The sequence below is a fragment of the Pseudomonas sp. Q12-87 genome, assembly GCF_001269755.1.
Classification (GTDB): Bacteria; Pseudomonadota; Gammaproteobacteria; order Pseudomonadales; family Pseudomonadaceae; genus Aquipseudomonas; species Aquipseudomonas fluorescens_S.
In genome coordinates, this window is sequence record NZ_LHVI01000022.1 from 23,735 (window position 1) to 39,490 (window position 15,756).

At 64.5% G+C, this 15,756-nt stretch carries 17 protein-coding genes; 4 read left to right on the forward strand and 13 right to left on the reverse strand.

Translation table 11 applies throughout. From position 1 onward, the window contains the following. Nucleotides 1–184: 184 nt before the first annotated feature. The 8 genes from AD663_RS15565 to gspG form a co-directional block, all read right to left on the reverse strand. Nucleotides 185–1,354, reverse strand: a complete 1,170-nt coding sequence (locus tag AD663_RS15565) for a substrate-binding domain-containing protein (protein WP_003182469.1) — start codon at nucleotides 1,352–1,354, stop codon at nucleotides 185–187. 510 nt (nucleotides 1,355–1,864) lie between these two features. Next, nucleotides 1,865–3,076: a type II secretion system inner membrane protein GspF gene (gene gspF / locus AD663_RS15570; RefSeq protein ID WP_003182472.1), complete on the reverse strand. Its 1,212-nt coding sequence runs from the start codon at nucleotides 3,074–3,076 to the stop codon at nucleotides 1,865–1,867. After that, complete coding sequence (gene gspE / locus AD663_RS15575) at nucleotides 3,076–4,494, reverse strand: type II secretion system ATPase GspE (RefSeq protein ID WP_053214089.1); 1,419 nt, start codon at nucleotides 4,492–4,494, stop codon at nucleotides 3,076–3,078. The genes gspF and gspE overlap by 1 nt, the downstream gene beginning before the upstream one ends. Nucleotides 4,495–4,529: 35 nt before the next feature. Further along, the gene (gene gspD / locus AD663_RS15580) at nucleotides 4,530–6,896 is read right to left on the reverse strand and encodes a type II secretion system secretin GspD (RefSeq protein ID WP_053214090.1); all 2,367 of its coding nucleotides are present in this window, start codon (nucleotides 6,894–6,896) and stop codon (nucleotides 4,530–4,532) included. Next, nucleotides 6,893–7,450, reverse strand: coding sequence for a type II secretion system protein GspM (gene gspM, locus AD663_RS15585; RefSeq protein ID WP_053214091.1), 558 nt, complete (start codon nucleotides 7,448–7,450; stop codon nucleotides 6,893–6,895). The genes gspD and gspM overlap by 4 nt, the downstream gene beginning before the upstream one ends. Then, nucleotides 7,443–8,624 (reverse strand): type II secretion system protein GspL, encoded by a 1,182-nt coding sequence (gene gspL, locus AD663_RS15590; RefSeq protein WP_053214092.1) that lies wholly within the window; start codon nucleotides 8,622–8,624, stop codon nucleotides 7,443–7,445. The genes gspM and gspL overlap by 8 nt, the downstream gene beginning before the upstream one ends. Then, nucleotides 8,621–9,607, reverse strand: a complete 987-nt coding sequence (gene gspK / locus AD663_RS15595; protein WP_053214093.1) for a type II secretion system minor pseudopilin GspK — start codon at nucleotides 9,605–9,607, stop codon at nucleotides 8,621–8,623. Before gspK ends, gspL begins: the two co-directional genes overlap by 4 nt. An 8-nt stretch (nucleotides 9,608–9,615) precedes the next feature. Continuing rightward, nucleotides 9,616–10,065 carry a type II secretion system major pseudopilin GspG gene (gspG, locus tag AD663_RS15600; protein WP_003182486.1) on the reverse strand — a complete coding sequence of 150 codons (450 nt, stop codon included), beginning with the start codon at nucleotides 10,063–10,065 and terminating at the stop codon, nucleotides 9,616–9,618. A gap of 150 nt (nucleotides 10,066–10,215) precedes the next feature. Between gspG and gspI the strand changes: the two genes are divergently transcribed. Next, nucleotides 10,216–10,590: a type II secretion system minor pseudopilin GspI gene (gene gspI / locus AD663_RS15605; RefSeq protein WP_053214094.1), complete on the forward strand. Its 375-nt coding sequence runs from the start codon at nucleotides 10,216–10,218 to the stop codon at nucleotides 10,588–10,590. A gap of 24 nt (nucleotides 10,591–10,614) precedes the next feature. Here the strand turns inward: gspI and AD663_RS15610 are convergent, their stop codons facing one another. Beyond that, nucleotides 10,615–11,046: a general secretion pathway protein GspC gene (locus AD663_RS15610; RefSeq protein ID WP_053214095.1), complete on the reverse strand. Its 432-nt coding sequence runs from the start codon at nucleotides 11,044–11,046 to the stop codon at nucleotides 10,615–10,617. Between the two features lie 117 nt (nucleotides 11,047–11,163). Between AD663_RS15610 and gspH the strand changes: the two genes are divergently transcribed. After that, entirely contained in the window at nucleotides 11,164–11,616 is a 453-nt protein-coding gene (gene gspH / locus AD663_RS15615) for a type II secretion system minor pseudopilin GspH (RefSeq protein ID WP_053214096.1), read from the forward strand. Continuing rightward, nucleotides 11,613–12,224 carry a type II secretion system protein J gene (locus AD663_RS15620; protein ID WP_003182495.1) on the forward strand — a complete coding sequence of 204 codons (612 nt, stop codon included), beginning with the start codon at nucleotides 11,613–11,615 and terminating at the stop codon, nucleotides 12,222–12,224. Before gspH ends, AD663_RS15620 begins: the two co-directional genes overlap by 4 nt. Before the next feature lie 245 nt (nucleotides 12,225–12,469). Here the strand turns inward: AD663_RS15620 and AD663_RS15625 are convergent, their stop codons facing one another. The 3 genes from AD663_RS15625 to AD663_RS15635 are packed head-to-tail and all read right to left on the reverse strand — an operon-like array spanning nucleotide 12,470 to nucleotide 14,623. After that, on the reverse strand, nucleotides 12,470–13,411 hold the full coding sequence (locus AD663_RS15625) for a FecR domain-containing protein (protein ID WP_053214175.1): 942 nt from the start codon (nucleotides 13,409–13,411) through the stop codon (nucleotides 12,470–12,472). A gap of 37 nt (nucleotides 13,412–13,448) precedes the next feature. Next, nucleotides 13,449–13,994 (reverse strand): sigma-70 family RNA polymerase sigma factor, encoded by a 546-nt coding sequence (locus tag AD663_RS15630; RefSeq protein ID WP_033046090.1) that lies wholly within the window; start codon nucleotides 13,992–13,994, stop codon nucleotides 13,449–13,451. Beyond that, on the reverse strand, nucleotides 13,991–14,623 hold the full coding sequence (locus AD663_RS15635) for a TonB C-terminal domain-containing protein (RefSeq protein ID WP_003182501.1): 633 nt from the start codon (nucleotides 14,621–14,623) through the stop codon (nucleotides 13,991–13,993). The genes AD663_RS15630 and AD663_RS15635 overlap by 4 nt, the downstream gene beginning before the upstream one ends. Nucleotides 14,624–14,828: 205 nt before the next feature. On the opposite strand from AD663_RS15635, the gene AD663_RS15640 reads away from it, so the two are divergent. Then, complete coding sequence (locus AD663_RS15640) at nucleotides 14,829–15,170, forward strand: hypothetical protein (protein WP_033046092.1); 342 nt, start codon at nucleotides 14,829–14,831, stop codon at nucleotides 15,168–15,170. Between the two features lie 129 nt (nucleotides 15,171–15,299). On the opposite strand, the gene AD663_RS15645 is transcribed toward AD663_RS15640, so the two are convergent. Beyond that, complete coding sequence (locus AD663_RS15645; protein WP_003182505.1) at nucleotides 15,300–15,740, reverse strand: carboxymuconolactone decarboxylase family protein; 441 nt, start codon at nucleotides 15,738–15,740, stop codon at nucleotides 15,300–15,302. Nucleotides 15,741–15,756 lie beyond the last annotated feature (16 nt).

Below are 15,756 nucleotides of genomic sequence, written 5' to 3' on the forward strand. Positions count from 1 at the left end.
GGGGCGCAACGCAGTGCTATCAAGCTGCCAGCGTTGGTTATAGGGGATAGGCGGTTACAGCCGCACGGGACCGAACGGATGTCATGAAAATTTCATGTGGCTGTGTTGGTTCGGACATGACGCAAAAATCAGCAACGGCTCGCACCGTTGCTGATCGGGTGTTGCGGGTCGTTCAAGCGTGGGCTTACAACGGACGACCGATGGCGTTGCAGACGCTGGTGTTGCCGACGCTCAGACCGCTGGAAGCCGTGACGAAGGAGTCACGAATAGCGGTTTTCCAAGCCGAAGGCAGTGGCACGAAACGGTTGGCGGTGATGGCCGAGTCGTTGTTGGTCAACGAACCGTAGTGACGGCTGAAGAAGTTGCGAACCTGAGTGGTCTGGGTCGCATCGGCGTAGCACTGGCTGAAGATCACGTTGGTGAAACCCAGGATTGGGTAGCCGGTGGTTGGGTAGGCCACGACGCTAGGGTCGCTTGGGTTGGTGGTAGCAGCGAACACCGGTACCCAGGCGTTCGGGTTGGAACGGTTGGCAACTGCCGGTACCGCAACAGCAGCGATGGCGGTCGAAACGTTGGCAGGAGCTGGGGAAACACCGGCGACGCGAGCGACCTTGGTGGCGTCATCCAGACCGGCCAGGGTGGTAGCGGCGTAGTCCGGGCTCATGTAGGTGATGCGGCCCTGGGCAGCGTTCAGTGCAGTCATAACATTCGCACTGCCGGAGGCGGAAACGGCACCGGATGGCAAGCCACCGCTGTAGCTGGAGGCGAAGGTGGTGGTGATGGCAAAGGTGCCGGTTTCAGCGCATTTGGCGTTCAGGAAGCGAGTGAACAGTTCGGTGGTGCCGCTGCTCTCGCCACGGTAGACCACGGTGATCGCGCCGGTACGGCCAGAACCAGTGATCTGACTCCAGTCGGTGAGGCGGCCGGAGAATACGCCGCACAATTGGTTGACGCTCAGGTCGACGTTGGCGGTGCCAGTCTTGTTGAACGGAATGGCAACCGAGGTGGCGACCGAAGGCACCTGGATCAATGGACCCCAGGCGGCACCGTGGGCACTGACGTAGGTGCTCAGTTCAGTGGCGCTGAGCTTGGAGTCGCTACCAGCCCAGTGCACTTTCTTGCCGCTGGTGTCGCCAGGCACGAACTTGGTGTAGTCGTTGGTCAGGAAAGCGGCCTTGCCGGCACCGCTGCCCACGCCGATGTAAGGGGCGAAGCCGGTGGTGAGTACACCGGACGTCTGGTACAGAGGCTGAGGCAAGGTAGCACCACCGCCGTTGACATCAGCCATGGCGGCCTGAGCGACGCAGAGGCCGGCGAGGGTCAGGGATACCGCGAGAACGTTGCGCTTAAACATGAAGAATCTCCTTTCATCGTGTTCGTACGAAGGTTGGGTGACGCGTGCTTGCCGTCATGGCGCTCGGTCCTGTGCCGATGGCGATGGGGTGAGGCCATGGCTTAGAAATTCGCAGTTTCCGGTGACAGATAAAGGAAAAAACCTCGGGAGCTGAGGGCTGTTTTTCGGCTTTTTTCCTCGGGTGTTCGAGGGCTCTGTGCCGTGGGTTCAGGCGGTTTTTTCAGGGGGACGATAAGGGCTGGCCGTGGAGGTGGCGGCGGACGGTTGCCGGGCGGCGAAAGATGACAGAACGAGGAACCCGAGTTTGGCGACGGAAAGGTTCGGGAGGTGTTGCGTCACTGCAAAATCATCGGCTGCTTTTGTGGCGAGGGAGCTTGCTCCCGCTGGGCTGCGAAGCGGCCCCAAAAAGATTGCATGCCATCTGCCTGGCACACCGAGGAGCTTGGCTTTGGGGCTGCTGCGCAGCCCAGCGGGAGCAAGCTCCCTCGCCACGTTTTTTTTGCGCGGTGGCTATTGCACCAACTGATTGATCTCGATGATCGGCAGCAGCACCGCCATGACGATCACCAGCACCACACCGCCCATGACCACGATCATCAGCGGCTCCAGCAGTGCGGTCATGCCCATGGCCCGGCGTTCGATGTCGCGGGAGAGGGTTTGTGCGGCGCGTTCGAGCATCGGCGGCAGGCAGCCGGTTTTTTCGCCGCTGGCGATCAGGTGGATCAACACCGGCGGGAAGACTTTTTCCACCCGCAGCGCCGCCGCCAGGTTGACCCCTTCGCGGACCTTGGCGGTGGCCTCGCTGACGCTCTGGCTCAGGCGGTCATTGGACAACGTCTGGCGCGCCGCCTCCAGGGCGCGCAGCAGCGGCACCCCTGCTCCGCCGAGAATCGCCAGGGTCGAGGCAAATCGCGCGGTGTTGAGGCCCAGTACGAAACGCCCGATCAGCGGCAGGCGCAACACCCGCGCGTGCCAGCTCAACCGCGCCGCCGGTTTGCGCAAGTACATGCGCCAACTCCAGAACCCACCGGCCAGCACGCCAAAACACAACCAGCCCCAGGCACGAATGAAATCACTGGCGGTGAGCATCGCCACGGTCAGCGCGGGCAGGTCTTGCCGGGCCTGGGAGAACGCGCTGACCACCTGCGGCACCACATAGCTGAGGAGGAAAATTACGATGGCAACCGACACCAGCCCCACCACCCCGGGGTAAATGAACGCCGTGAGAATCTTGCCCCGCAGGTTGTTGCGTTCCTCGATGTAATCCGCCAGTCGCTCCATGACCTGAGCCAGGTCGCCGGACTCTTCACCGGCGGCAATCAGCGCTCGATAAATGTCCGGGAAGTCCCGGGGCCGCGCCGCCAGGGCTTCGGCCAGGCGCATGCCGCTGCGCACGTCGGCGCGCACCGCGCTCAGGGTCTGGGCGATGTGCTTGCGCTCGGCCTGTTCCACCGTGGCGCTCAACGCGGCTTCCAACGGCAGGCTCGCGCCCAGCAGGCTCGCCAGTTGCCGGGTGGCCCAGGCCAGGTCGTTGTCCGAGAGTTTGGCGCTGAACAAACCACCGCCATTGGCCGGTGTCGTGTTGCGCTCGGCCTGCACCTGCAACGCGGTCAAGCCACGGCTACGCAACAGGTTGAAAGCAGCGCCCTGGCTGTCGGCTTCCAAGTGTCCGGATTCGATCTTGCCCTGGGCGTCGGCGGCCTCGAAACGGTAGCGATTCATCAGGCGTCCCGTGTTACGCGCAGGATTTCTTCAGGGGCCGTGGTGCCACTGCGCACCCAGCGCTCGCCATCCTCGCGCATGCTGAACATACCGGCCTGGCGAGCGGCGGCGCGCAGTGCCTGCTCCCCTGCCCCCTGGTGGATCAGCGTGCGGATGTCGTCGTCGATGCAAAACAATTCATGGATGCCAGTGCGGCCGCTGTAGCCGGTCTGGTTACAGGTCGGGCAGCCAACAGGTCGCCAGGTGCCGGGCGTGGCCGGATCCGGCTGCTTGCACTGCGAGCACAACCTGCGCACCAGCCGCTGAGCCAGCACACCAAGCATCGACGAGGCCAGCAGGAACGGCTCGACGCCCATGTCGATCAAGCGGTTGACCGCCGACACCGCATCGTTGGTGTGCAGCGTGGCCAGCACCAAGTGCCCGGTAAGGGACGCCTGCACGGCAATTTGCGCCGTCTCCAGATCGCGGATTTCACCGATCATGATGATGTCCGGATCCTGGCGCAGGATCGCCCGCAACGCCAGGGCGAAGGTCATGTCGATCTTGGCGTTGACCTGGATCTGGCTGATGCCCGGCAGATCGTATTCCACCGGGTCTTCCACCGTGAGGATGTTGTGGACGCTGGCGTCCAGCCGGGCCAGGGCGGCATACAGGCTGGTGGTCTTCCCGCTGCCCGTAGGACCGGTGACCAGGACGATGCCGTGGGGCTGGCGGATCAGGTGATCGAGCTTGCCCAGCACGTCCGGGTCCATGCCCAACGTTTCCAGTTGCAGGCGTCCGGCCTGCTTGTCCAACAGCCGCATCACCACCCGTTCGCCGTGGCCGGTGGGCACCGTGGAGACGCGGATATCGATCGGTCGGCCGGCCACGCGCAGGGCAATGCGCCCGTCCTGGGGCAGGCGTTTTTCGGCGATGTCGAGCTGGGCCATGATCTTGATCCGCGACACCAACGCGCCGTGCAGGGCCTTGCGCGGCGAAACCACGTCGCGCAGGGTGCCGTCGACGCGGTAGCGCACCACCGAATGGCTCTCGTAGGGCTCGATGTGAATGTCGCTGGCCTCGTCCCGCGCGGCCTGGGTCAGCAAGGCGTTGATCATGCGGATCACCGGCGCGCCGTCCTGGGTGTCCAACAGATCAGTGATCTCGGGGATGTCTTGCATCAGCCGGTCGAGATCGACTTCGTTTTCCGCCGCGCCCACCACGGCCGCAGCACTGCCGGTGTCGGCATAGACACTGTTGAGCAGCCCATCGAGTTCCTCGTCGCGCACCCGCTCCAGCCGCACTTCGCCGAACTGACGGCGCACCTCACTGATGGACCAGCCAGGCGTGGAGGGACACACCATCAGCACCGCCCCCTCTGCGGACTCGCGCAGCACCAGGCGCTGGGCCTTGGCCCAGGCATATGGGAGGGTGTTCATGGGCTCAACTCCCCTTCTACCGACCGACACGGTATTCATTGTCCAACCGGCTCCGTCACAGGCACCGCCTTGATCGCCGCCCTGGGTGTTTGCAAGCTGACCGGCGCGGCGCCCGGGATCGCCCGGGCCGAGGCGGGTAGTTGCGGGGCCTGCATGTCCGGCATGGCCCAGCTGCGCTCCGGTTGCAGCAGGCCCTGGGCACGACGCATGAAGTCGTAGCGGTTGAGGGTGATGCCGCGTCCCGCCGCGGTGTCGCGGATGATGTACGGCCGCAGGAACACCATCAGGTTGGTCTTGGTGATCTGCCGGCGCTCGTTGCGAAACAGCGCACCGATACCGGGGAGGGTCGACAGCCACGGCACCGCGTCATTGCTCTGGCTGTAGCCATCCTGAAGCAACCCGCCAAGGACCATGATCTGCCCGTCGTCGAGCAGGATGCTGGTGTCGATGGCGCGCTTGTTGGTGACGATCCCGGTGGTGCTCGAGGCGCGATTGTCGACGCTGCTGACCTCTTGGTAGATATCGAGCTTGACCGTACCGCCCTCGGAAATCTGCGGTCGGACATTGAGCTTCAAGCCGACCTCTTCGCGAGTCACCGTCTGGAACGGGTTGTTGCTGGTGCCGCCGCCACCGGTGACGTAGCTGCCACTGACAAAGGGAATGGTCTGGCCGACAAAAATGCTCGCCGCTTCATTGTCCAGGGTCAGCAGGTTCGGCGTCGACAACACGTTGGTGCCGCCCTTGCTCTTCAAGGCCCGGGCCAGGACCTTGAGGTCGAGGATCTTGCCAATACCGGGGATGTCCACGGTGCCGTTGACCAGGCCCAGGTTCAGCCCTTGGGGCAACACATCGATGCTGGTCTTGCCGTTGAGATTGAGTCCCGTGCCGCCGAGATTGACCCCACCGATCACCCCGTTGCCACCGAGATTGCCCGTCTGCCACTGCACGCCAAATTCGCTGGCGTCATCCTCGCCGACCTCTACGATCAAGCTCTCGATCACCACCTGGGCGCGACGTTGGTCCAGCAGGTCGATGACTTCCCGCAGGTTGCGGTACAGCGGATCCGGCGCGGAGATCAGCAAGGTGTTGGTGGTGGCGTCGGCCTGTATCGTCACGCCGCCAGCGCTGAAGGCAGTGCCCTGTTCGTTTTTCGTCGAAGCGGAGGGTGTCCCGTTGCTGCCCTGGGCGTAGCCGGTGCTGGTGGTCGACGCACTGCCACTGGCGCTGGTACCGCCGGTGCCGTCGCCACTGCTGCTTTGCCCGCTCTGGCCATTGGTGTTGCCGCCCATGCCACTGAGCACCGAGCGCGAGTTGTCGTTGCTCTCGCCTTCGCTTTCCCCGGTGAGCAAACCGCGCAGGGCCTGGGCCAGTTTGCCGGCCTGGGCATTGCGCAGGTACACCACGTGCAGGTTGCTCGGGTTGTTCTGGGCGTTGTCGAGCTTGTAGATCAGGTTGCGCGCCAGCTCCGTGCGCTCGGGGCTGCCAGCGCGGATGATGATGGAGTTGGAGCGCGGATCGCCGATCACATTGATCTTCTGGGTCTGGTCGCCACCCTGGGTTTCCAGCAGGTCGGAAACCATCTGCGCGATGTCGACAGCGATGCCGTTGTGAATCGGTACCACGTCGGTGTCGATGGCGCTGGGGGTGTCGATGCCTTCGATGAGCTGCGCCACCCGCGACAGGTTCTCGGCGTAGTCGGTGACCACAATGGTGTTGTTGCCTGGGTAGGCGTTGATCGGGTTGTTCGGCGAAACGATCGGACGCAGCACCGGGATCAGGTTCACCGCGTTCTCGTATTGCAAGCGGAACGTGCGGGTCAGCATGCCGTTGCCGGCCGGTTTGTCGGCGCTGTAGATCGGCCCGCCGAGCAGCTTGGCGTCGGCCTCCGGCACCACCTGGGCGACGCCGCCGACATCCACCACGCTGAAGCCCTGCATGCGCAGCGCGGCCAGCAGCATGTCGTAGGCCTGGTGAGCCGGAACCTGGCCTTCGGAGACCAGCGTCAGGTTGCCCTTGACGCGGGGGTCTACCAGAAATTGCTGCCCGGTTGAACGGGACAGCGCTCGCACCACCGCCTGGATATCCGCCTCGACAAAATTGAGCGTTACCGGTTGATCGCCCAACGGCGTACGCGCCGGCGCAGGGCTGCGGGGCTCGCGGGCACGGGACGTGAGATCGACCTGATGCCTGGCGGGCGGTTTCTGCTCGCGCAGGGCCTGGGCACGCTGGCGGTCCAGCAACGCATCGCCGCTGCGCTGGGTGCTGCCCAACGGTATGCCCAGTTCACTGTCCACCAGCAACGGCGGCTGCGACGCGGGCGGCGTGTTGTTGCACGCACTCAAGGCCAACAGCAACAGCGGCGCAGCCTTGCGCCAATGACCCGGGAATCTGGACCCCTTCATGAAGCTTCCTTAGCGCTTTGCGCCTGATCCATGCGAACGGTTCCGGACAGTGTGCCGGGGGTGTTGTCAGGAGCGGTCGGGGCTGTGCGTAGCAAGCGGGCCTCGATCACTTCCAGGGAAAACTGCCGAGGGTTGCCCAGCAGCCAGCCGATCACTGCCTCCGCCGGGGCATCTTGAAAGGACAATTGCCAAGCGTGGGAGGCATCGGCGCCAAGGGTCTGCAACTGGTAGCGCTCACTCAACCCGCTGGCGTCCAGGGATTGGCGCAGAGCCGCTTCAAGAGGCTGGCCCTGGGCAGCGCCGCCGACATCGCGCAACAGCACTTCGAGGGCTTCGGTTTGCGAGCGCAGCTTCGGGGTTTCGGCTTGCCAATAGGCGATGGTCTTCAGCGCAGGCTGGATCAACGCCAGCCAGACCAGGCCACCGCCCAGCACCAGTGCCGCCACGGACACGGCACGTTGTTCGCGCACGGCCAGCCCCTGCCAGAATGTCCGGCAGCGAGTACGCCAGGCCCGCCAACGCAGCCGCGCCAGTGCCAGGGATTGCTTATTCATCATCGGCGTCCGCAGTGGAGTCGGGGTTGTCCTCAGTGCCTTGGCCGGCCGGGGCCACACGCAGGGTCCAGCCCTGGTCGATGGCGGCGACGTCGATGCCAGCCTGGGCCAGGGCGGTTTTCCAGTCATCGGTGGCGGTCGTTTTCGGCGCTTGCGCGATTACGCTCAGGTGCAACTCGCCGTTCTCGAATACCAGCGCCTGCACGTTGCCGCTCATGAACGGCATGGCGCTGCCTGCCTGTTGCACCAGGTTGGCGAAGCGTTGGCCCGGGTCGGTCGCCGTAGCGCCCTGGCGAACCGCGATTTGCTGGCGCGCCTGTTGCAGCGGGTTGAGAATCACCGGCAACTCGGGAAACACCTGCTTCACCCGCTGGACCATCTGCATCTTCAGCCGCTGACCCTGCGCCGCTTCCCGGGCGGCGTAGAGGTTCAGCCCGACCACCCACACCGCCAGCGCCACAGCGCAGATCGCCACAGCGCGGCCCCAGCCACCACGCTCGGCTGCGTTACGTGACAGGCCGGCATGCAAGCCCCAGCCCGGCGCAGGACCGGTCCAACGCTGGGGGGCGGCCAAGGTGTCGACCGACGCGTGGGGCGGCGAATCTCCCAGCCAGTGCAGCCCCGCCTGCGCTTCCATCAGCCATTCGGCCAACGCCTCTTCCTGCAGCGGCTGGACCACGGCGTGCTGCAAGTCATGACGCACCAGCAGGTGGTCATCCTCGACGCAGGCCACCGGCCCCGACAGCACGGGCAAGGCGTAGGCCGCCGGATAAAGGCCACGCAGTTTCAACCCGGCCTGATGCAGCAGCCCGGCCAACCTGGCGAGCGATTCACGGTCCAGCCAGGCGACCTGTACCTGCCCGTCAATCCCGCGTGGACTGTGGGCCACCTGCATGCGTTCGCTGGCACCGAGCATCAGGGCCTGGGCGGCGCACGCTACTGCGGCGGTGATCTTCGCTGGTGGCAACGGCGGCAGCTCCACGCGGGCCAACAGGCTGTCTCGGGGATGTAGAAAACATTCCACCGCAAGGCTCTTGGCGCCCCTGCCCAGGGCCCCGATTCGACTGACCCCTTGTTCGCGCACCTGGCCCTGGCGATCGAGCCAGGCAAACGCCACCGGAGTGTCGAGACTCAGGCCGGCAAGAGGCGCCAGCCCAATCCGCAAGCGCGTCATACGCCCACCCTTGACCAGATCACCTGGGGCAAATGGTCCGGACTGCGTTGCAGCAACGCGTCCAGTTCGACCCGTCGCTGTCCGCTGCGCGCCTGGCCCCGCAGGCGGAACCAGTCGCTGGTGATGCCGACCCTGACGGTGCTGATCTCCAGCTCCGGCATGCGCAGGCGATTGACGAAATCCCCTCGGTTGATGAACCAGTGACCACCCTCGCGCTCCCTGACCAGCGCCTCGGCCCGTTGCAGCGACAGCCCGGGCACGTAAGCCGCAAGCACCGGCGCACTGGCCGTGTTGCCGTTGAGCCAGGTATTGGCCGGCAGGATCGTCACGTAAGGGGCCAATGTCTCCAGCACCTGCGATGTGACGCCCTTCACGCTGCGCAAGTCTTGCAGCGTGCGGAGCATGGGCCGTGTCGGCGCCTGGGGCGTGTTGGCGGCGTCGGGCGAAGTGTCCCGGCCGCTGACAAACGTGCGGCTCACCGCAGCCTTGGCCGCCTGCTGCGGGTCCGATAATCGCGGATAAGCCTCGACCACCCGTTCGACAATGCGCTCGCGAACCGTCGCGGCAACGCCAAGCTGCTGGCACAACCGTTCGAACGCCCGCCGCTGTTCTTCATCCACGCGCTCCTCGGCGACGAGGTTGCGCAGGTTGAACTTGCCCTGTTCGTCTTCCAACTGGCCTTCGAATGGCGTGTCGATCTGGCCCGAACCGGGCATGACGATAGGCTTGGCCCAGGGTTGGCCAAGGCGCGTCAGCGGATCACGCTGGCGGGCCTCCCAGAGCAACTGGCGGCTGAGCTGCAAACCGCCTTGCAACCGTCCTGTCCCCTGGACACGCAACTGCTCGGCTTCCAGGCTGCGGGTGAACAGGGTCTGGCGGGTCAGCATGCCGCCGGCGATCACCGCCACCACGGCGGCGATGAGCAAGGCACTGATCACCGCCATGCCGCGCTGCTTCGCCGCGAGGGGCGAATCCGTTCGCATCACGGCCCTTACAACTGCCAGGAGCCAATGTCGGCGTTCACGCCGTCGCCGTCAGGTTGGCCGTCGGCCCCCAGGGAAAAAATATCGACTTCACCGTTGGCGCCGGGGTTGAGGTAGTGATAGGCGCGTCCCCAAGGGTCGTTCGGCAGGCGCTCCAGGTATGAACGCCAGGTGCCGCTTTTCGCATCGGCGGGTTTTTCCACCAGCACCTTGAGCCCCTGGTTCATGCTCGGGTAACTGCCGTGGTCCAGCCGATACAACTTCAAGGCTTGCATGAGGCCGCCGATGTCCTGTTTCGCCGCCGTCGCTCGCGCCTGATCTGGACGGTCCAACACCTTGGGCACCACCATCGCCGCCAGGATGCCCAGGATGACCACCACGACCATGATTTCTATCAGGGTGAAGCCCCCCTGCCCGCGTGGGCCTTGGGGACGGGCGTTGTAACGGGCGATCTGCATCTCGACGGTCCTTCGCTGGATTCGATTCGAGGCGCAGTGTTGCAAGAAAATATGTCAGTGATATTGAAATTGCTCAGGAGCTTGCGTCGTCAATCGGTCACGAACGCCGGCTAGCCTTGGGGGCTGCTTTCGCCCCACGAGCCCGCGCCCATGCCTCGCCCTGCTGCCCAAGCCGGATTCACCTTGATCGAAGTGCTGGTGGCCCTGGCGATCATCGCCGTGGCCATGTCGGCCGCCGTGCGCGTGGCCGCGGTGATGACCCAGAGCAACGGCCTGCTCCGGGACAAAGCCATCGCGTTGCTGGCAGCCCGCAGCCAACTGGCGCAGTTGCGCCTGGAAGGACGGTTTACCCAGGGCTCGAAAGTTTTCGAATGCGACCAGGGACGCTTGCTGTTGCGGTGCGAACAGCATCTGCGCACGACGGAAAATGGCCGGCTGCTAGAGGTTGAATTGACCGTCTCGGATCGCAGCCGCGAAGCGCCGCCGCTGGCCCGGTTGGAGACGTTGGTCAGTCAAAAAAAATAAAAGTAACCACCATCCTTGAGGCTCTCAGGGCCCTGTCAGCGAAGGCAAGCTCACCGAATCCGGCAGCCGGGCGAGGACCAGGCGGGTTCGTTCGTTGCCACGCTCGATCACCACGGCCTGCGCCTCGATCGATACCAGCCGCACCCCTTGGGCGATCCGTTCTCCTGCCAGGAAACTGCGCGGCGGCCCGTCGTTGAGGCTGAGGATCGCCACGGCGGCGCGGGTGCCGGCCATTACGCCGCTGACCTTGATGTCCACCGGTGCCGGCTGGTTGGAAAACCACTGCAACGCCGGGTTATCGGAGCGCTCGGCCAGGCGCTGCGAAGCGACATCCGGTGTACGGGACTCAGCCGATGTCATTAGCAGTGAAGACCAGGTCGCCACCCCGGCCAACGCCGCCACCAGGCCCACGACCTGGACGATCTGCGCCGGGGATACCCGCTCGATGAACACCATGGCCCGACTCTCCTTTTCTGGTTCCGGCCCCCAGGGTACCCGTCAATTCTCTCCGTTTTATTTCACACGCTTATCATCTTCGCCGTGCAGGATGGCCTGGACGCAAAGGAGCGCGCTATGGCCCGGGCCCGGCAACACGGTTTCACCCTGATCGAATTGATGGTGGTACTGGTGATCATCGGCATCGCCAGCGCCGCCGTGAGCTTGAGCATCAAGCCCGACCCGCTGAAACTGTTGCGCCAGGACGCCGAACGGCTGGTGCAGCTGTTGCAATTGGCACAAACCGAAGCCCGCACCGACGGCCGCGCGATTACCTGGCGCTGGGATGCCAAAGGGTTCGGCTTCAGTCGCCGTGCCGATCAGGGGGCGGGACTGGATCGTTTCAAGGACGACCCGCAGCTGCATTCACGTCGCTGGCAGAGCCCGACGATGGAGGTTCGCGTGGAGCCTGGGCAGCGGGTCGTGTTGAGTGCCGAATGGATCGGCGAGCCTTTGCAAATCCGACTTTCGGACGGTCAGAACAGCCTCAATGTGCAACGCAGCGCCGCCGGACGGGTGCAGGTCCAATGAGCGCCCGGCAGACAGGCTTCACCTTGCTTGAAGTCATGGTAGCTATTTTGCTGATGGCGGTGGTCAGCCTGATTGCCTGGCGCGGGTTGGACAGCGTCACCCGCGCCGACAGCCACTTGCAGGCCAGCACCGAGCAGACCGAAGCCTTGCTGCGGGTGTTGAACCAACTGGAGCGCGACGTGGCCCTGCGCGCCAGTACCGAGCTGAGCGAACCGGCAAAACCCGGCGTCGACGACGCGCCCTCCACAGCCCCGCCCGCCCTTACGGTGCGCAGCGCCGAAGGCCGGGGGTTTCGCCTGGACGTAATCCGCGTGGGAGCGACACGGGAAGGCGAGTTGCAACGGGTACGCTGGTGGCTGAAGGGCGACACTCTGTACCGTGCCCAGGGCCAGGCCCGCGACCGTTATCCATTGCCCGCGCCTGGTCCAGGGGTGGCCGTGCTCAACGACGTCAATGACGCCGCGCTGCGGTTCTGGGACAAGGAAAAAGGCTGGCGCAAGCTCAGTGGCAATCGCCAGGAGAATCCGGCAGGCCTCGAAATCAGCTTGACCCGCCAGACACCCCAGGGCACCGAAAAATACCGGCAAGTGCTGGGGCCGTTGGAATAAGTCGAACCGACATAGCGCCAGCAGGAAGGCCCGAGGCGGGCCTCATATCCGAGAACATGCACAAACCCAGTGGGAGCGAGCTTGCTCGCGAAGAGGCAAGCAGGTTCGATATCAATGCCGTCTGTTATGCCGCCTTCGCGAGCAAGCTCGCTCCCACAGGGGATTTGTAGTCGGTCGATATCTGGGCAAGCCCAACGATCCTGTGGGAGCTTGCTCGCGATGAGGCCACCCAGGCCGCGCGTGGCTCAACTCAGCACCACCACCCCACCCGGCAACTCGGTGCATTTGGCGCCGTAGGCATCGCGGATCAGCAGGGCCACGCCGGCCAGTTGATCGAGGCGAAAGCGCGCCTGGACCTTGCGCAGGCCCAGTTCGCGATTGAGCAATAGCAGCATGCCCGGACGGTAGCGGTTGATTTCGTCGACGACGCTGGCCAGCGTTGCGTCGTTGAACACCAGCACCTGCTCGCGCCAGGCAATGGCGGCCGATACATCGGCATGACGAGGGCTGCCCACCCGGCCACTGTCGTAGATCAACTGCATGCCCGGCTCCAGGCGAAAGCGCTGGCCTTGCACCGCCACTTGCACCACGCCTTCCAGGCATGTCGCACAAACGCTCTGGTCGGTGTAGCGGACATTGAACCGTGCCCGGGCGGCGCTGATCCAGCCAGCACCAGCCTGGACGCTGACCACCTGTGCATTGCGCCCTTGGACCTCGATCTCGCCACTGAGCAATTCCACCCCTTGGCCGCCATCGTCCAGCGCACGGCGGCTGAGGCGGGTCTGGGTGTTGAGCTCCAGGCTGACGCCCTCGGCCAGTTCCACGCGACGCTGCTCGCCGACTTCGGTGATGTAGTCAGCGCCCAGCCCGGACACGCCACCGGGTACCGTGATACGGATCAACAGGAAACCGGCCGACGCCGCGATTGCCCCCGCCAGCAATGCCCGGCGGCCGAACGGCCGAGGTGCCTGCAACGCAGCGGCGGCCGGTCGGAGTTCCTGCCACAGGAGCTTGGCCTGTGCAAAGGCCTGCGCATGTTCGGGGCTCTGCCCGCACCACTGGCGCAAGGCCTGGGCGTCGGCCACGGTGGCCCGCCCCGAGGTCAGCAGAATCAGCCAGTCACGGGCTTCATCGGCCAATCGGGCCGCAGGCATGGCGTCAGGGGAAGTGATGCTGAAGATGTTCAAGCGCACGCACACTCACCAATTGATCGGTTCTCTACTCTCAAGACGGTTTTCCCGCACCGGGACCGAACCGTTGAATGACTTTTCTTTCCAGGCGCAGGGCGCAATGGCCCAGCGCAGCCTTGATTTCCTTCTCTACCATGCGCGTGGAAATGCCGAATCGCTGGGAAATTTCCAGATGCGGCGCCTCCTCCAGGCGCGCCGCGATGAAGATCCTGCGACGGCGCGCCGGCAATTCATACAACGCCTTGAGCAGCACTTGCAGTTCCCTTTGCCCGCCCACCACACGCGCCGGATCCAACGCTTCATCCGAGACATGCAGAAGCTCCTCGACCTCGTCGCCGGTGAGCAGACGCGCATCGGCTTGCCGACGGTCGGCGGCGATGTTCAGGGCCATTCGATACAAATAGGCGTTGGGCTGGGCGATGTCCTGCGTGTCGACCATGCGATCGACACGCAAGTAGGTTTCGTGCAGCACATCGTTGGCCAGTTCTTCGGAACCCAGGCGCTTGCGCAAGCGTGATTTGAAATCCTCGTAGGAGCTCAGGAACAACTTGACCAATGGGCTGCGACCGGTGTCCTTCATCGCCCCGACACCCCTTCCCCTGTTGTGCATTCCATGCGTCTTCCTGATGAGTCGGGTAACAAAAGCAGGGTCACCGGCTGGCGCAACGAACTCGGCGCCGGACGATCGATCCTGAGGTTTTGCAAGCTGTTGACCAAGGCCTTGTCGCGCATCTGATCACCCGTGGGACTGACCAGGCGGCTGTGCTGGATCACGCCATCACGGCCGATCCACACCTGCAGCACGGCGCGGAAACTGCCCGGGCGCGTCAACGCCGATCGACACAAGTTGCGCTGGATAACCGCCTGGATCGCTGCCGCGTAATTGCTGTCGCTCAAGCCGGGGCTGACACCGGGAGGCAGTGGCACTTCGCGGACCCGCACCGGTTGCAAGGTAAATGCATCTACCCGGGCGTATTGCGCCACAAGCCCGGTGCCGCCAAGCAGCACGTTCAGCCCTTGCGAAGGTGTGAATCGCCCCTGGACCCCCAGCGTATGACGCTGGCCCGATAACTGGCGGTCCACCAGCACCGCCATGCCGGTTGCGCGACTGAATTGCTCCAACGCGGTGGCCAATTCTTGAGGTTCAATGTCCAGGTCCACCAGGTCCTCGGCCTGGACCGACCCAGCCAGCAGGCACAGCGACACCATCAGCCAGGCCCACGGCGCCCCAGTCCAACCACGCCTGCGTCCGCCCCCGGCTCTGCCCTGCTGCACGACTGACGTATCCGTTGAAAAGCGTCATCCTGAGGGCTGTTTATGAATGTCGTATGACAACCGCTACAAATCCACCGGACCGCACTAGACTGATGCCCTGACAACGAACCGTCCCACGTGGCGGGCCAGGAGGTCGATGATGAAAAAGTGGATGCGCATGACGGCGGGCCTCGGACTGCTCATGGCCCTGCCCTGGGCCCAAGGCGAAGAGGCGCCGGCGTGTATCGAGGTGACCGTCGGCGGCTACAAGACCCCGGACTACCATTGCCTGAGCCGGCAAATGGGCAACGACCCACAGGCCGCGTCTGCCGCACAACGCACGCAAGATGCCCTGAATGTGCCGGTCAACGAACGCGCGCCGAACAGCATCGGCCTGGCAACCCCGGCGGCCACTGGCGTGCGCATGGGCAACACGTTCGGCACTTCGGTCAAGCCTCAACGGCCACCGACGCCTGCGAGTACCTCGCCATTGACCAAGTGAGGGGGCTCTTGTGGCGAGGGAGCTTGCTCCCGCTGGGCAGCGCAGCGGCCCCAAAAGAGAGCGGTCGCTGCGCAACCGAGCGGGAGCAAGCTCCCTCGCCACGGGATTTGTCTGGTATGACCCTGGGGATCAGCCGCTGGGACTCTGGCGAAAGCTCACCGCCAGCCGGTTCCAGCTGTTGATGGTGCTGATCGCCAGCGTCAGGTCCACCAGTTCTTCTTCGCTGAAGCTGGCACGAGCCAGGGCATAGACGTCGTCGGGCACCTGGCTTTCGGCCAACAGCGTCACCGCTTCGGTCCAAGCCAGGGCCGCGCGTTCGCGGGGGGAAAAGAAGCCGCTGTCACGCCACACGACCACCGCGTACAGGCGCCGTTCGGTTTCGCCCTGGCTGCGCGCCTCCAACGAATGCATGTCGGTGCAGAAAGCACAGCCGTTGAGTTGCGAGGCGCGAATCTTGATCAGGTGCAGCAGCGCCGGTTCGATGCTCAGGCGACTGACCAGGGCTTCCAGGCCGATCATGGCTTTCATCGCCCCGGGAGACGCATTGTAATAATCCAGACGCTTGCTCATGGCTGGCTCCGTGACG

Coding starts and splice junctions, on each gene's coding strand:
- AD663_RS15565 (WP_003182469.1), bottom strand. CDS start 1,354: ATGTTTAAGCGCAACGTTCTCGCGGTATCCCTGACCCTCGCCGGCCTC.
- gspF (WP_003182472.1), bottom strand. CDS start 3,076: ATGAATCGCTACCGTTTCGAGGCCGCCGACGCCCAGGGCAAGATCGAA.
- gspE (WP_053214089.1), bottom strand. CDS start 4,494: ATGAACACCCTCCCATATGCCTGGGCCAAGGCCCAGCGCCTGGTGCTG.
- gspD (WP_053214090.1), bottom strand. CDS start 6,896: ATGAAGGGGTCCAGATTCCCGGGTCATTGGCGCAAGGCTGCGCCGCTG.
- gspM (WP_053214091.1), bottom strand. CDS start 7,450: ATGAATAAGCAATCCCTGGCACTGGCGCGGCTGCGTTGGCGGGCCTGG.
- gspL (WP_053214092.1), bottom strand. CDS start 8,624: ATGACGCGCTTGCGGATTGGGCTGGCGCCTCTTGCCGGCCTGAGTCTC.
- gspK (WP_053214093.1), bottom strand. CDS start 9,607: ATGCGAACGGATTCGCCCCTCGCGGCGAAGCAGCGCGGCATGGCGGTG.
- gspG (WP_003182486.1), bottom strand. CDS start 10,065: ATGCAGATCGCCCGTTACAACGCCCGTCCCCAAGGCCCACGCGGGCAG.
- gspI (WP_053214094.1), top strand. CDS start 10,216: ATGCCTCGCCCTGCTGCCCAAGCCGGATTCACCTTGATCGAAGTGCTG.
- AD663_RS15610 (WP_053214095.1), bottom strand. CDS start 11,046: ATGGTGTTCATCGAGCGGGTATCCCCGGCGCAGATCGTCCAGGTCGTG.
- gspH (WP_053214096.1), top strand. CDS start 11,164: ATGGCCCGGGCCCGGCAACACGGTTTCACCCTGATCGAATTGATGGTG.
- AD663_RS15620 (WP_003182495.1), top strand. CDS start 11,613: ATGAGCGCCCGGCAGACAGGCTTCACCTTGCTTGAAGTCATGGTAGCT.
- AD663_RS15630 (WP_033046090.1), bottom strand. CDS start 13,994: ATGAAGGACACCGGTCGCAGCCCATTGGTCAAGTTGTTCCTGAGCTCC.
- AD663_RS15635 (WP_003182501.1), bottom strand. CDS start 14,623: ATGGTGTCGCTGTGCCTGCTGGCTGGGTCGGTCCAGGCCGAGGACCTG.
- AD663_RS15640 (WP_033046092.1), top strand. CDS start 14,829: ATGAAAAAGTGGATGCGCATGACGGCGGGCCTCGGACTGCTCATGGCC.
- AD663_RS15645 (WP_003182505.1), bottom strand. CDS start 15,740: ATGAGCAAGCGTCTGGATTATTACAATGCGTCTCCCGGGGCGATGAAA.